The organism is Desulfobulbus elongatus DSM 2908 (genome assembly GCF_000621145.1).
GTDB lineage: Bacteria > Desulfobacterota > Desulfobulbia > Desulfobulbales > Desulfobulbaceae > Desulfobulbus > Desulfobulbus elongatus.
Genome location: NZ_JHZB01000016.1, coordinates 34,745 through 49,222 on the forward strand (window position 1 = coordinate 34,745; position 14,478 = coordinate 49,222).

11 protein-coding genes are annotated in these 14,478 nt (G+C 57.3%); 6 read left to right on the forward strand and 5 right to left on the reverse strand.

Translation table 11 applies throughout. From position 1 onward, the window contains the following. Positions 1 to 21 precede the first annotated feature (21 nt). From trpA to Q362_RS0109365, 3 genes are all read right to left on the reverse strand, one after another. Positions 22 to 804, reverse strand: a complete 783-nt coding sequence (trpA, locus tag Q362_RS0109355) for a tryptophan synthase subunit alpha (protein WP_028318469.1) — start codon at positions 802 to 804, stop codon at positions 22 to 24. Positions 805 to 852: 48 nt separating this feature from the next. After that, positions 853 to 2,085: a tryptophan synthase subunit beta gene (gene trpB / locus Q362_RS0109360; protein WP_028318470.1), complete on the reverse strand. Its 1,233-nt coding sequence runs from the start codon at positions 2,083 to 2,085 to the stop codon at positions 853 to 855. A gap of 135 nt (positions 2,086 to 2,220) precedes the next feature. Next, positions 2,221 to 3,813 carry a hypothetical protein gene (locus Q362_RS0109365; RefSeq protein WP_028318471.1) on the reverse strand — a complete coding sequence of 531 codons (1,593 nt, stop codon included), beginning with the start codon at positions 3,811 to 3,813 and terminating at the stop codon, positions 2,221 to 2,223. A 170-nt stretch (positions 3,814 to 3,983) separates the two neighbouring features. Here Q362_RS0109365 and Q362_RS0109370 point away from each other — a divergent pair, with 170 nt between their 5' ends. The 6 genes from Q362_RS0109370 (at position 3,984) to Q362_RS0109400 (ending at position 12,619) form a co-directional block, all read left to right on the forward strand. Further along, on the forward strand, positions 3,984 to 5,078 hold the full coding sequence (locus Q362_RS0109370; protein ID WP_028318472.1) for a cyclic nucleotide-binding domain-containing protein: 1,095 nt from the start codon (positions 3,984 to 3,986) through the stop codon (positions 5,076 to 5,078). Between the two features lie 430 nt (positions 5,079 to 5,508). Then, a complete protein-coding gene (locus Q362_RS0109380; protein ID WP_028318473.1) occupies positions 5,509 to 6,165 on the forward strand; it encodes a succinate dehydrogenase cytochrome b subunit in 657 nt (218 codons plus the stop codon). A 115-nt stretch (positions 6,166 to 6,280) separates the two neighbouring features. Continuing rightward, entirely contained in the window at positions 6,281 to 8,206 is a 1,926-nt protein-coding gene (locus Q362_RS0109385) for a fumarate reductase/succinate dehydrogenase flavoprotein subunit (RefSeq protein ID WP_028318474.1), read from the forward strand. Positions 8,207 to 8,274: 68 nt separating this feature from the next. Further along, on the forward strand, positions 8,275 to 9,039 hold the full coding sequence (locus Q362_RS0109390; RefSeq protein ID WP_028318475.1) for a succinate dehydrogenase/fumarate reductase iron-sulfur subunit: 765 nt from the start codon (positions 8,275 to 8,277) through the stop codon (positions 9,037 to 9,039). A 376-nt stretch (positions 9,040 to 9,415) separates the two neighbouring features. After that, a complete protein-coding gene (locus tag Q362_RS20005) occupies positions 9,416 to 11,254 on the forward strand; it encodes a sensor histidine kinase (RefSeq protein WP_084312516.1) in 1,839 nt (612 codons plus the stop codon). Between the two features lie 9 nt (positions 11,255 to 11,263). Continuing rightward, complete coding sequence (locus tag Q362_RS0109400; protein WP_028318476.1) at positions 11,264 to 12,619, forward strand: sigma-54-dependent transcriptional regulator; 1,356 nt, start codon at positions 11,264 to 11,266, stop codon at positions 12,617 to 12,619. A 395-nt stretch (positions 12,620 to 13,014) separates the two neighbouring features. On the opposite strand, the gene Q362_RS0109405 is transcribed toward Q362_RS0109400, so the two are convergent. Further along, the gene (locus tag Q362_RS0109405) at positions 13,015 to 13,692 is read right to left on the reverse strand and encodes a CBS and ACT domain-containing protein (protein ID WP_028318477.1); all 678 of its coding nucleotides are present in this window, start codon (positions 13,690 to 13,692) and stop codon (positions 13,015 to 13,017) included. Positions 13,693 to 13,771: 79 nt separating this feature from the next. Beyond that, entirely contained in the window at positions 13,772 to 14,476 is a 705-nt protein-coding gene (locus Q362_RS0109410) for an ABC transporter ATP-binding protein (RefSeq protein ID WP_028318478.1), read from the reverse strand. Positions 14,477 to 14,478: the final 2 nt, after the last annotated feature.

Here is a 14,478-nt window from a genome sequence, read left to right on the forward strand (position 1 = left end):
GCGGTCAATAACCTGATCGCATCAGAGACTCACCTTCAGGCCGGCGATGAAAGGCCCCACTGCCGCCGGCCCTTGGGCGTCGACCAGTTTGATGGTGGCGGTGCCGATGACCGCCATATCGGCCTTGTCGGCGAGCCTGGCCACATCCTCGCGGTTGCTGATGCCGAAGCCGACCGCCAGCGGCAGGGCGGTGGCCCGGCGGCATCTGGCCAGATACTGATCGAGGGCCTGGTCAAAGGCGGTCTGCCGGCCGGTGACCCCCCGTCGGGCCACGCAATAGACGAATCCCGCTCCCTGGGCCGCCACCTGCCGCATCCGCTCGTCGCTGGAGGTGGGGGTGAAGAACAGTACCGGCGCCAATCCCAATTCCTTGCTGGTCGCCAGGTAGCCCTGCCCCTCCTCGGGCGGCAGATCGGCAACGATGGTGCCACAGAAGCCGATGTCGCGGGTGCGGCGGAGGAAGGCGGCCTCGCCGTATTTGAACACGATGTTGTAGTAGGTCATGAACAAAAAACGTACCTGGGGAAAGGCGGCCGCCATTTCCTGGCCGAAACGAAGGCATTCCTCCACGGTGATGCCTTGGTCCAGGCTCCGCTGATTGGCCTTGAGGATCACCGGGCCGTCGGCGATGGGCTCGGAAAAGGGGATCTGCAACTCGATGCAGTCCACGCCGGCCTCCGCCATCTGCCGGATCACCTCGCGGTTGATCGCCAGCGAGGGATAGCCCAGCACCAGATGGGTCATAAGAAGAATTTTTTTCTGTTGCCGCCGTTGTTTCAGCTCATGCTCCAAATTTCCGCTCACATCGCACCTCAATAAGAAAAAACCCGCACCGGCGAGAGGCCCAGCCGTTCAACCGATGCTGTACGCCGCCGCCCGCTTGACGATGAAGTCCTTCCATGACGGGTCGTCGAAGGCGTGGGCAATGGTGAAAATATCCTTGTCGCCCCGGCCGGACATATTGATGATGATCGCCTGGTCCGGCGACATGGCCGGCGCTTCCTTGAAGGCCTGGACAAAGGCGTGCGCCGATTCCATGGCCGGGATGATGCCCTCGGAGCGCATGGTCAGGCTGAGCGCCTCGATCACTTCGCGGTCGGTGGCGGCGGCAAACCGCACCCTGCCCCTTTCGCCGAGGTCGACCAGGATCGGCGAGACCCCTACATAATCGAGGCCGGCGGCGATGGAATGCGTATCGAGCATCTGTCCCTCCGGGCTCTGGAGGAACATGGTCTTGTATCCCTGCGCCACGCCGGGGGTGGCGCCGCTGCCCTCGATCATCCGGGCCGCGTGTCTGCCGGTGGCAATGCCCTCGCCGCCGGCCTCGACCCCGACCAACTCAACGCCGGGTTCGTCGAGGAATCCCTGGAAAATGCCCATGGCGTTGGAGCCGCCGCCGACGCAGGCATAGACCCGGTCCGGCAGGCGGCCGTGCTGTTTGAGGATCTGCTGCCGCGCCTCCTGACCGATGATCGACTGGAACCAGGCCACCATTTCCGGAAAGGGATGCGGACCGCAGACCGTGCCGATGACGTAGTGGGTGTCGTCCATCGAAGCCACCCAGTCGCGGAAGGCCTCGTTCATGGCGTCCTTGAGGGTGCGGCTGCCGTCGGTGACCGGCACCACCGTGGCGCCCAATTTCTCCATCCAGAAGACGTTGGGCCGCTGGCGGGCGACATCCTCCTCACCCATGTAGATGGTGCAGGCAAAGCCGAAACGGGCCGCCATAGTGGCGGTAGCCATGCCGTGCTGCCCGGCGCCGGTCTCGGCGATCACCCGCTTCTTGCCCATCCGCCTGACCAGCAAACCCTGGCCCATGACGTTGTTGGCCTTGTGGGCGCCGGTGTGGTTGAGGTCCTCCCGCTTGATGAAGATCCTGGCCCCGCCGAAATGACGGGTCAGGTTCTCCGCAAAGGTGAGCGGCGTCGGCCGGCAGGAGTAATTGCCCATCAACTCGACATATTCCTGCCAGAACGACGCATCGGCCCGAGCCTGCTCGTAGGCCTTGTTCAAATCGGCAAAGGTCGCATGGAGGACCTCCGGGATGAAGGCCCCGCCCCACTGTCCATAATATCCTTTTTTCATTGCTGTTCTATCCGTGAAATGATCCGACGAAACCAGGCCGAGGCAGACCTGCCGCCACCGGCTGGGCAACCGTCATTTGTAGCACGTCGCCACGCAATCTTCAGTTCTTTTCTTGGCCTTTTCGCGAAAACGGCCTCAATCCAGTCGGCGGCGGCAGGCCTCGGCAAAATCCTCGGGATAATGCCCGAGGATGAACCGCCCCTGGGCCTCGCTGAAGCCCCCCATCGACCAGGGCAGCTTGGGCAGGAAGGCGTACAGCAGCCGCTGACCGTTGGCCGTCCCGAGCCGTTTGGCGTATTCGATCGAGGTCACCATGGTGGCACCCAAGCGGGCCAGCACTTGCTGCGCCTTGAGCATGCCCGTGTCGATGGAACTGCGTACCGAGGTATCCGCCTCCACGACATTGCCCACCGGTTTGCCGGCGCAGTCGGCCTTGACCAGCAACTGCAGCTCCCACTGGGAAACCTGGGCCTTGGGCACGAAGAGCACGACGCGGTCATCCTCCCAGACCACGAGCGACTGCCTGCCCGTGCCGCCGTCGGTGCGAGTGTTGTTGGCCAGGGCCAGCAAATAATCGTTAAAGAAATCGGAATGATACTCCTCACGATAGCGGGCGACCACCTCGGCGACCAGATCGCCGCAGCAGTAGGCGGGGAAAACCGAACCATCGGCGTCGTCAACCCACTGCGGAACCAGGGCATACTGCTGATGGATCATCTGGTGCGAGGCGTGCAGCCGGTATCCGGACCCGGAAAAGTCGTAGCCGAAGTTCCAGCCCCACAGAGTGGCAAAGGCCTCCACATCGGTGTTGCCGGCGGCCAGACGCGCGACGATCGCCTGCCGGAGCGCCTCCAACTCCTCGCCGCTGAGCCGGCGGCGGCGCACCTCCGGCGCTATTCCCAGCCTGTCGGCAAGGATCACGAACACGCGCTGATAGTAGAGATGGCGCAGCCCTACCATGTCTTCATCGGACAGATCGGCGATGCGGTAGCGGATGGCCGCGGGCGCGCAGTTGGCGGCGTAATGTCCCCAGGGGATGTAGGAATTGCCGCGCAGATACTCGAACACCTCGGTTGCGCCGTGGCGGTAATCGCCGACGATTTCGCTGCCGCCCTGTACCCCCGGCCGCAGCACCATGATCTCCTTATAGTTATCGGGGAGATACTGGTTATTGGCAATGGTCTCGAACAGTTCGAAGTCGTCGATCTCCGGGCGAATCCGGCCGTTCTGTTCCTGATAGCGCACCCCTGCGGGCGTGCCGTCAGCAGCGCAGACGAACCGGCAGCAGGAGTGCGCCAGCCAGGTCAATTCCTCGGAATCGGTGGAAGAGGCTGCCAACTGGTAGCGGAGCGGCAGGGGCAGCTGGGAGACGATCTCGCGCACCGCAGCGGCGGAACAATGCCGGTCGAGCACGGTTCGCAGGGAAACCTGCGGCGGCGGCGCCATGCGGATCGATCCCGGATCGGCGGCCCGGGCGTCGGCCCAGCCGGAATCGATGTACGTGCAGCCGCGAAAGGGAAAGGGATTGGGAATTTCGTAGATCGTCCTAGTTCCGGCCACGGTCACGTCGCCTGCGGGGAAATTGGCGGTGTTGCCCACCTCGGTGCCGTCGGCGAGCTGCCCGAGGGTGCAACGACAGTCCCGTTCACGCAGGTTGGCCACCGTATAGGAGGGGGTGTGCCGGCCGACCCGGAAACGGCCGTCGGGTTGTATCGATGTTGTCAGCATATCCGTCTCAGTCCATCCGTTCCGCATCCTGAGAAACCATGGCAAACGGCCAGCGGCCGCGGCAGGATTCCCTTGTATCCCTGGCATATCTCATGCATAATGTGCCCACGGGGGTGTGGAGCCTTATTAGCACGTGCCGTGTGTTTTGCCTATTGTTTCAGGAGTGGTCCATGGGGTTTCCCAAAATGAGTTTTCGTGTGTGCGAGGTCAGACATTGCCCGCTGTTCCGGTATGGCGATGTCTTTCAGATTTCCGGAATCGCCATCTGCATGGAGAGCCAGGGGGAACACTCCTTCATCAACACCACCATGGTCCATTCGCCGTCCGACCGGGGCAACTGCAAAATCCTCAACGGCGACTTCACCAGGATCATCATCGAATACGAACGGGCCGATCAAATTCCCGACTGCATGATCTCCTGTTCCGGCTGTACCGGCTCCATCCGGCTGGAACATTTCCGGGCCATCGCCAAAGAGGAGGCGCCGGATGGCATCGACCGCCAGATCGGCGGCATTCTGCACCTGTTGGGCAGCTTCTCCTTTTTCCGCCACATCGATCCGAACAACCTCAACAGCGTCATCAAATACTTCAGGCTGCGGACCTGCAAAAAAAACGAGATCATCCTGCGCAAGGGCGATCCCGGCGGTCATTTCTATGTCATCGTGTCCGGGCAGGTCGACATCCTCAACGATGCCGGCATTCCCATTTCCACCCTCGCACGCAGCGATGTGTTCGGCGAGATGAGCCTGATCTGCGAAGAGAATGTCGGCGCCACTGTCCAGGCCGGCAGCGATTGCCAGTTTCTCACCATCGACCACAAGCACTTCAAGGCGCTTGTCCAGAAGTATCCGGCGCTTCAGACCTATTTCACCCGACTGCTGGCCAAGCGCCTGGCCGATTCGAACCGCGTCCGGGCCGACGACTACGCCTCGGGCATGATCGGCAAACTGGAGGAAATACCGCCCGAGGCGCTGTTCCAAACCCTCAATCTCAACCACAAAACCGGGATACTCACCATCACCCAACTGCTGAAGGGCACGGCTCGGTTTTCCCTCCGCCAGGGAGCGCTGATCAAAGCGAGCTACGCCGGCAACAAGGGCGAGACAGCCTTCTACGAGGTGCTCAGGGAAAAAAGCGGGCGGTTCAAATTCACTCCGGGGCTTCCCCCCGAGGATTTCGATGTCCCGGAAATCGGCTATTTCATGAAACTGCTCATGGAGGGCCTTCAGCGCGTCGACGAGCGCCCGAGCCCCACCGTCAGGTGACGACACCCGCCGCACCGGACGCCACACCTCTTTCGATGCGCCATGACGGCGCATCCTCCCGGCATCCCATCGCCGTCGAACCGCCCCATCGTTTCAGCATCACACCCATCGCACAGACAGCCGCACGGCGGGCGGCTCCGGACGGCCCCCTGCCGCCATCCGCTCGAAAAAACACCGACTAGGCGCGATTCACCGAAAAACATCTGCCAATAGCCAGCTCCCGCGTGCCGAACAAGGCGAACACATCCTCCGGCGAGGCGTTCCGGATCATTCCGAACAGGATGCAACACCCTTTTTTTCCTTGACAGGACGGACAACTGGTTGGTAATGAATCACCGTTCAGTTCCGCATACTGTGTATGTGCAAATCCGGTTTTACCAGTCGTATCAACTGTTTCTCTCTTTTTAACTCTCAATCAGGAAAGGTAATTATGTCGTGGTTCATTCAAACTTTTCGATCTTCACTGGGCAAAAAGTACATCATGGCTTTTACTGGGTTTATGCTGGCGGGGTTTCTGCTCGTCCACACCATAGGCAACAGTACAATTTTCTGGGGGAGAAGCGCGTTTAATGCCTACGCGCATCATCTGCACTCATTAGGCATTTTTGTTCCCATCTTTGAAATCGGGCTGTACACCATTTTCTTCCTGCACGTCATCACCGGCATCATCCTCTTTTTGGAAAACCGCAAGGCCCGCGGCGGCAAATACGCCGTCGAGACCAGTGCCGGCGGCCGCACTCTGGGCTCCAAGACCATGCCCTACACCGGCGTCGCCATTTTCATCTTCATCCTCATCCATCTGGCCAACTTTCATTTTGTCGAAAAAACCGAAGTAAAAACCATTTCCGATTTCGTCACGCAAGTTCTGAACAATCCCTTCTTCACCCTTATCTACACGGCGGGCATCAGCCTTCTGTTTATCCATATCAGCCATGGTTTTTGGTCACTGCTCCAGACCTTTGGAATCAGCCATCCGAAATACGACTCTCCGTTGCGCGTCGTCGCATGGGCGCTGGCAGGTATCATGGGCGCCGTATTTCTGTTGATCACCTTCCTTATGGTCATCTCTCGGAATCAATTGCTCTGATACTGTTACGGTTTATTCGAGACGACGGATGATTCCTCCACGGCGCCATTTTTGCTTGGATGGGCATCATCTCAACAAGTTCCACTCCTTTTAACTCCAGCAAAAAGAAACGACTATGCAGCTTGACGCAAAAATACCTGAAGGACCGATAGCAGAAAAATGGGACAAATGCCGTTTTTCCAACAAACTCGTTAACCCTGCCAACAAGCGCAAATACGAAGTCATCATCGTAGGCACAGGCCTGGCAGGCGCTTCCGCCGCAGCAACCCTGGGTGAACTGGGCTACAATGTCAAATCGTTCTGCATCCAGGACAGCCCGCGCCGCGCCCACTCCATCGCCGCCCAGGGTGGTATCAACGCCGCCAAGAATTATCAGGGTGACGGCGACTCGATCTTCCGTCTGTTCTACGACACCGTCAAGGGCGGCGACTTCCGCGCCCGCGAGGCCAATGTGTACCGTCTTGCCCAGGTCGCCAACAACATCATCGACCAATGTGTGGCTCAGGGCGTGCCCTTTGCCCGTGAATACGGCGGCACCCTGGCCAACCGCTCCTTTGGCGGCGCCCAGGTTTCCCGTACCTTCTATGCCAGGGGCCAGACGGGACAGCAGTTGCTCCTGGGTGCCTACTCGGCGATGATGCGCCAGGTAGCCACGGGCAAGGTCAAAATGTACACCCGCCGCGAGATGATGGACTTGGTGGTGGTCGATGGCGTTGCCAAAGGCATCATCGTCCGCAACCTGGTGACCGGCGAGATCGAGAAGTATTCTGCTCATGCAGTTGTGCTGGCCACCGGTGGCTACGGCAACGTGTACTTCCTGTCGACCAACGCCATGGCCTCCAACGTCACCGCCGCCTATCGTTCGTACAAGCGGGGGGCGGGATTCGCCAACCCCTGCTATGTCCAGATCCATCCGACCTGCATCCCGGTCCATGGCGATTACCAGTCCAAGCTGACCCTCATGAGCGAGAGTCTGCGCAACGATGGTCGCGTCTGGGTGCCCAAGAATGTCGGCGACAAGCGCAAAGCGGCCGATATCCCCGAATCCGAGCGCGATTATTACCTTGAGCGCAAGTATCCGTCCTTCGGTAACCTCGTGCCCCGCGACGTGGCATCCCGCAACGCCAAGCAGGCGTGCGACGAAGGCAAGGGTATCGGTGAGACCGGACTCGGCGTCTATCTCGATTTCGCCGATGCGATCAAGCGTGACGGCCTGGATGTGATCCTGCGGAAGTATGGTAACCTGTTCCACATGTACCAAAAGATCACCGACAGCGATCCGACCAAAGAGCCGATGATGATCTATCCGGCCATCCACTACACCATGGGCGGTCTCTGGGTCGATTATCATTTGATGACCACCGTTCCTGGACTCTACGCCACCGGCGAATGCAACTTCTCCGATCACGGTGCCAACCGTCTGGGTGCATCCGCCCTGATGCAGGGCCTGGCGGACGGCTACTTCGTCCTGCCCTACACCATCGGTAATTACCTGGCCACCGTGCCGCCGGTTCCGACCAGCACCGACGATCCGGCCTTCGAAGCAACCGCCAACGAGGTGAAAGAGCAGATCACCAAGCTCATGAAAAACACCAAGAGCGGCAAAGGCGGCCAGACCGTCGACCATTACCACAAGGAACTGGGCAAGATCATGTGGGATTACTGCGGCATGGCCCGGAACAAGGAAGGATTGGAATACGCTCTCAAGCGCATTCCCGAAATCCGTGCCGAATTCTGGGAAAATGTCGTCGTGCCCGGTTCGGGTCAGGAGCTCAATCAGTCGCTGGAGCGCGCCGGTCGCGTTGCCGACTTCCTTGAGTTCGGTGAACTGCTGGTTCGTGACGCACTCAACCGGGAAGAGTCCTGCGGCGGCCACTTCAGAGAAGAAAGCCAGACAGAGGAAAACGAAGCCAAACGTGACGATGCAAACTTCAGCTATGTCGCTGTTTGGGAATACAAAGGCCAGGGAACGGTACCGGCATTGCACAAGGAGCCGCTGACCTTCGAATATGTCATTCCTTCACAGCGCAGCTACAAGTAATGCATACTTGTGCACTTGTATAAACGGGTTCATTACTGAAGTTTAAACTCCAACGCAGAAGAACGAATATGTCATCGAAAACGATCAATATAAATGTAAAAATTTGGCGACAGAATGGTCCTCTGGCTACAGGCGCTTTCGAGGAACATGCTCTCAAGGACATCAGCACCGACAGTTCTTTTCTGGAAATGATCGACGTGCTGAATGAATGGCTCACCATCAAAGGGCTTGAGCCCATCGCGTTTGACCATGACTGCCGCGAGGGTATCTGCGGCATGTGCGGTGCTGTGGTCAACGGCACGGCCCATGGTCCGGACAAAGAGACAACCCTGTGCCAGTTGCACATGCGGCGCTTCAAGAATGGCGACACCATCGTCATCGAGCCGTTCCGTTCGCAGGGTTTCCCGATTGTCAAGGATCTCATCGTTGATCGCTCCGCCCTGGACCGGATCATCGCCGCCGGCGGATACGTGTCGGTCAACACCGGTTCCCCGCAGGATGGCAACACCATCCTCATTCCGCAGCATGTTGCCGAGCAGGCCATGGACGCAGCCGCCTGCATCGGGTGTGGCGCCTGTGCCGCGGCCTGTCCCAACGGCACGCCGATGCTTTTCCTCGGCGCCAAAGTCTCCCAACTGGCCCTGTTGCCTCAGGGTAAGCTGGAAGCGAAAAAGCGGGCCATCAATATGGTTCTGCAGATGGACAAGGAAGGATTCGGCAACTGCGGCAACGAACGGGAATGCGAGAATGTCTGCCCGAAGGGCATCACCATCCGCAACATCGCCCGGCTGAACAGGGAGTTCCTCAAAGCCTCGTTCACCATTGATCATTGATCCTCATCGATATCCGTCTGTTTCATTGACAGTTCGATGTGAGGGCTATACCGCTTGACGGCGGTATAGCCCTTTTTTTATGCATGTCTTGCGTTCCCGCCGACAACAGAGGCGTCGTTTATGCCGGCCGATCTCTCCGGTTACAGCCTCCCCGCTGTCCCTGCCCTCACGCGTCATCGAGCGTCCTTGATAGACCGTCCTCACTGCTCCAGGCATCCTCCCCGGGAGGGGCTCAGGCTGGTCACCTTGTCCTTGACAATGGACCATACATATTGTCACTTGCGTTTTTTGAAGAAAGACCGGTTCACCACTTCTTTTCGTCATCCGGCCTTTCTGAACGAGCCGCTCCCGTGGTGGCCTTTGTTCCCGTTTCACCATGAAACCATCCCCTCGGATCAATTATTTTCTTGCTCTCTTCATTTTTCTGTTGGTCATTGCCTGGAATGTCTGGTGGTCCTTTACCTGGCTCTATCATCAGAAATTGAAGGATCTCGCCGAGGAAGGCACATCGCGGCTCGAACTCTACATCACCTATCTGCAGGGAGTGTTGGAGAAATACGAAAACTTCCCCGAGTTGCTCGCCAACGACAGGGTGCTGGTGCAACAACTCAACGCTCCCGACACGCCGGAAAAAATCAATTTTCTCAACCGATATCTGGAAAAGATCAACGGCATCAGCAATGCTTCGGATATTTATCTCATGAACAACGAAGGGTTGACCATCGCGGCCAGCAACTGGCAGGAACAGGCCCCCTTTGTCGGCCAGAACTTCGGCTACCGCCCCTATTTCCAAGAAGCCATGCAAGGACGCTTGGGCAGATACTTTGCCCTTGGAATGACATCGAGCGTTCGAGGGTATTATTTTGCCTATCCGGTCCGCCAGCACGACCGCATTCTCGGCGCTCTCGTTCTGAAGATCAATATTGATACCGTTGAAAAGAACTGGGGCCATGCCGACCAAACCTTTCTCGTCACCGATGCCGAGGGCGTCATCTTTTTGTCGACCAAGAAAGAATGGCGATTCCGCACGCTCACACATTTACCGGATCAGATTCGCCAACGCATCATCGCTAGCTACCGCTATCCCGACGTGCCTTTGGAAGCACTCGATGTGGTCCGGGAAGAACGCAGCGATGCGGGTGCAATTGTCAGGGTTCGGATGACGCCCCAGCACCAGGTAAAAGAATATCTGTTGCAAACCCACGCCATGAAACAGGCGGGATGGAACGTGCATATTCTGACCGATACCTGGCGGGTCGAGCGATTTGTGTTCCTCGCCTTCGTGACGGTGAATGCCTTTTTTGCCTTGAGCTTCCTGCTCATTCTCCTGTTCAAGCAGCGGCAGCAACGGGTAGTCGATCTCAAACGCTTCGAGGAGCAGACCCGTCGGGTCCTGCAAGAGGCAAATGAACAACTCGAAACGCGGGTGACCGAGCGAACTCAGGAGCTGACGGAAACCAACACGCTGCTCCGCAAGGAAATCGAAGACCGCAAGCGGGTGGAGCTGGCTCTCGGAAACACCCGGTCGGAACTCGTCCATGCCGCCAAGATGGCGGCTCTTGGCCAAATGTCGGCCGGCATCAGCCACGAATTGAACCAACCCCTGGCAGCCATCCGCAGCTACTCGGACAATGGCAGATTATTCCTGGAAAAAGGGCGACTCAAGGAAGCCTTGTGGAATCTCGAGCAGATCAGCGAACTCACCGACCGCATGGCCCAAATCGGTGTCCAGCTCAAGCAGTTTTCCCGCAAGACCAGCGGACAGCTCAGCACGGTCCCATTGCACGGGGCCATTGATGGCGCCCTGGAGATTCTGTATCCTGTCATCCGCAAGACCGACATCTGGATCAAGGTGGTCATTGATCCCGAAGATCTTGACGTTCATGCCAATCATGTATTATTGCAGCAAGTTTTGGTCAATCTGGTCAGCAATGCCCTGCATGCGGTCGAAGATTCGATGCGCCAGGAGATCAATATTCGTGGCTATCGCAAAGAGGGCAACGTGATTCTCAGTGTGGCGGACAGCGGTCCGGGCATTGCACCCGATCATTTACCACACATCTTTGAACCGTTCTTCACGACCAAGCAGGCCGGACAGGGCTTGGGCCTGGGCCTGACCATCACCGAGCGGATTCTCCGCGAAATGAATGGGGTTATTCGGGTGGCTGCCACCGAAAGTGGGGCAAAATTCGAGTGTATCTTCGAGGAAGCTTGAGCAGGAACCATGGAAAAAGGGAACAACGTCATTTTCATTGACGATGAAAAGCACATCCGCCAGGCCAACATGCAAACGCTCGAACTGGCCGACTTTGACGTGCTCTGCCTCGAAGACGCTGAAAGCGCGCTGCCGCATCTGTCCATGGATTGGCCTGGCGTGGTCATCTGCGATATCCGTCTGCCGCATATGGACGGCCTCGAATTTCTGCTGCAGGTCCAGAAAATCGACCGCGATCTCCCGGTCACGCTCATTACCGGTCACGGCGACATTTCCACGGCGGTGCAAGCCATGCGCGACGGAGCCTATGACTTCATCGAAAAGCCCTACTCAGCGGAACGCTTGGTCAAAACCGTGCACCGGGCACTGGAGAAAAGATCGCTGACCCTGGAGAATCGTGTCCTCCGCCAAGAGCTGGAGGCCCACAGCGCACCGGGACCGCGCATTATCGGCAAGACACCGGCCATGGTGCGGCTGCGGGCCACCATTGCCAGAATAACCGACACTGGCGCGGATATCCTCATTGTCGGAGAAACCGGGACCGGCAAGGAACTGGTCGCCCGCTCACTGCATGAGCACAGCCAGCGCCGGACGAAAAATTTTGTGGCCATCAACTGCGGCGCCGTTCCTGAAAGCGTCATTGAGAGCGAGTTGTTCGGCCACGAAGCCGGGGCTTTCACCGACGCCAAAAAAACCAGGATCGGCAAATTCGAACATGCCAACGGCGGCACCCTGCTCCTCGATGAGATTGAATCCATGCCGCTTAGAACCCAGGTGCACCTGTTGCGGGTGCTGCAGGAGCGGGTGCTGGAACGGCTCGGCTCCAACAAGCTGATCCCGCTTGATGTGCGTGTGGTGGCCGCCTCAAAGATCAATCTCCTCCAGGCAGCGGAAGCCGGCCGGTTTCGTGAGGATCTGTATTACCGTCTCAACGTGGTGTGCCTGGAGATCCCTCCCCTCAGGGCTCGGCTTGAAGACATTCCTCTGCTCTTTCACCACTTTCTCCTGGTGGCTGGCCACAGGTATCAACAGGAGGTTCCTTTGCCGAAACCTGCGCAAATGAATGCGCTCATGGCGTATGGTTGGCCTGGCAATGTCCGGGAATTACGCAATCTTGCCGAACGCTACGTGCTTCTGGGCAGCCAGTATGGCTGGTCACTTGATCGGATGCTGTCGGGAACGGAAAAAAAGCAGGACTACAGCCTGGCCGGCCAGGTGGAAAGTTTCGAGCGGGCGTTGATCGAGCAGGCGTTGCTGGCCAGCAACGGCAGCATCAAGGATGTGATGGATGCCTTGGCCATCCCGCGCAAAACGCTCTCCGACAAAATGCGCAAGTACGGTTTGGACAAAAGCGATTACAAATGAGGCGACAACAGCCACGGGCGAGTGGCATATTCGTCTGCGTGCGCCGCCGAGGATAGCGTTATCGGGATCGTCCAATGCACCCTGAGGCGGACGTTCCCCCTACCGTCCGCCCCCGGGCACGATTCACATTTCACATCATGCCGAGCGACAATGCCCAGCTCTGCAGAGCCGGGAGGAATGTTTGGCTTCTTCCACAACACGTTGGGAAGAAATTGCTTTGTTGTCGGATTGCCCTGAAAAATATGGGAGGGGGTGCTCCGATTGATGGAAGACTCTTCCGGTTTCCCCTTTTCTTGCCCACTGAAAACCGACTTTTCAAGGGAGACCTGGAAAGCGCTGACGTGCCCGGCTGCAATTGCCCTGCGGAGCAGGGCTCTTCGCCAATACCGCCACGATCAATAGATTTCTCGGGTGTTGTTTTTATGATCCACCATGTACAGCAGCCTGGATTTTTCCTTGAGCGCGGTTTTCAATCCTTCCAATTTGACCCGATCAATGCTGTACATACGGATATAGACATTGCGATATCCTTCCGGCGCCTTCTCATACGAGGTCAGAATACTGGCAATTCTTCCCCCGAACTGACGGATGATGTGGGCAACTTCCAGGATTGAGCCCTCTCGGTCTTCTAGACTGAAGGCAAACTGGATCCCCTTTTTTCCGATGCCTGTCAGGGAAATAATGACCTTGAACAGATCGGTATGGGTTATGACTCCAACGACACTGCCGTCATTATCCACAACCGGGACACCGGATATTTTGTTGACCATCAATATTTCGGCGGTTTCTTCAATCGTGAAATCCGCTGGAACCGTAATCGGTTTCGGCGACATGATGTCTTTGATTTGAACGGTTGACAGCAGATACAGGAGTTCATGAATTTCCAGGGTGGTAGCATCGGACGGAGATGATTTTTTCAAATCTCTGTCCGTTACAATGCCCACCAGGCGGTTTTTATCCATGACCGGCAGCATGGAAATCCTGTGCGTTTTCAATAGATTCATAGCTTCCTGCATGGAGCTGTGCATATCTATCGTAATGGCTGGTGTATTCATCCAATTTTTCACGAGCATGGGGGGATGACCTCCGGTATTGATGTTGGCTAATGACGAAAAAGAATCAAGATTGCTGAGATCCTGTCATCGAGAATAATTATACACCGAGATACGCCGCTTGCACATGCGGATCGTTCAACAGGTCAGCACCGGTTCCTTCAAGGGTAACTTTGCCATTTTCAAGCACGTATGCCCTATCTGCGATGGCAAGAGTCTGTTTGACGTTCTGTTCAACAATCAGCACAGTCACGCCTTCTTTACGAATTCGATTGATGACATTGAATATTTCACGGACCAAAATGGGCGCGAGCCCAAGAGACGGTTCATCCAGCATCAGAAGTTTGGGTTTGGACATCAATCCCCTGGCAATGGCCAGCATCTGCTGCTCCCCGCCGCTCAAGGTGCCTGCGGGTTGGTATTGGCGTTCCCGCAGGCGGGGAAACAGATTGAAGATCATTTCCTTGGTTGTTGCGCGAGCTTTGCGGGCCTCCCCTTTCAGCGACCCCATGTCCAGATTTTCTTCAACCGTCATCTCCACAAAAAGACGCCTGGCCTCAGGCACATGCGCAATCCCCATCTCAATGAGATAAAAGGGCTCGATTGTATGGATGGGTTGATTTTCGAAGAGGATCTCCCCTCTCATCGGACGAAGAATGCCGGAGATGGTTTTAAGTGTTGTGGATTTTCCGGCACCGTTTGCACCGATCAATGCCAGGACTTCACCTTGCTTGACACCGAAAGACAAATCCCAGATGACCTGGACATCCCCATACGACACATCGATGTTTTTTATTTCAAGCACCG

Bases quoted from the DNA above. Each gene is read 5' to 3' on its own strand.
- trpB (WP_028318470.1), bottom strand. From the start codon at position 2,085: ATGAAAAAAGGATATTATGGACAGTGGGGCGGGGCCTTCATCCCGGAG.
- Q362_RS0109365 (WP_028318471.1), bottom strand. From the start codon at position 3,813: ATGCTGACAACATCGATACAACCCGACGGCCGTTTCCGGGTCGGCCGG.
- Q362_RS0109370 (WP_028318472.1), top strand. From the start codon at position 3,984: ATGGGGTTTCCCAAAATGAGTTTTCGTGTGTGCGAGGTCAGACATTGC.
- Q362_RS0109380 (WP_028318473.1), top strand. From the start codon at position 5,509: ATGTCGTGGTTCATTCAAACTTTTCGATCTTCACTGGGCAAAAAGTAC.
- Q362_RS0109385 (WP_028318474.1), top strand. From the start codon at position 6,281: ATGCAGCTTGACGCAAAAATACCTGAAGGACCGATAGCAGAAAAATGG.
- Q362_RS0109390 (WP_028318475.1), top strand. From the start codon at position 8,275: ATGTCATCGAAAACGATCAATATAAATGTAAAAATTTGGCGACAGAAT.
- Q362_RS20005 (WP_084312516.1), top strand. From the start codon at position 9,416: ATGAAACCATCCCCTCGGATCAATTATTTTCTTGCTCTCTTCATTTTT.
- Q362_RS0109400 (WP_028318476.1), top strand. From the start codon at position 11,264: ATGGAAAAAGGGAACAACGTCATTTTCATTGACGATGAAAAGCACATC.
- Q362_RS0109405 (WP_028318477.1), bottom strand. From the start codon at position 13,692: ATGCTCGTGAAAAATTGGATGAATACACCAGCCATTACGATAGATATG.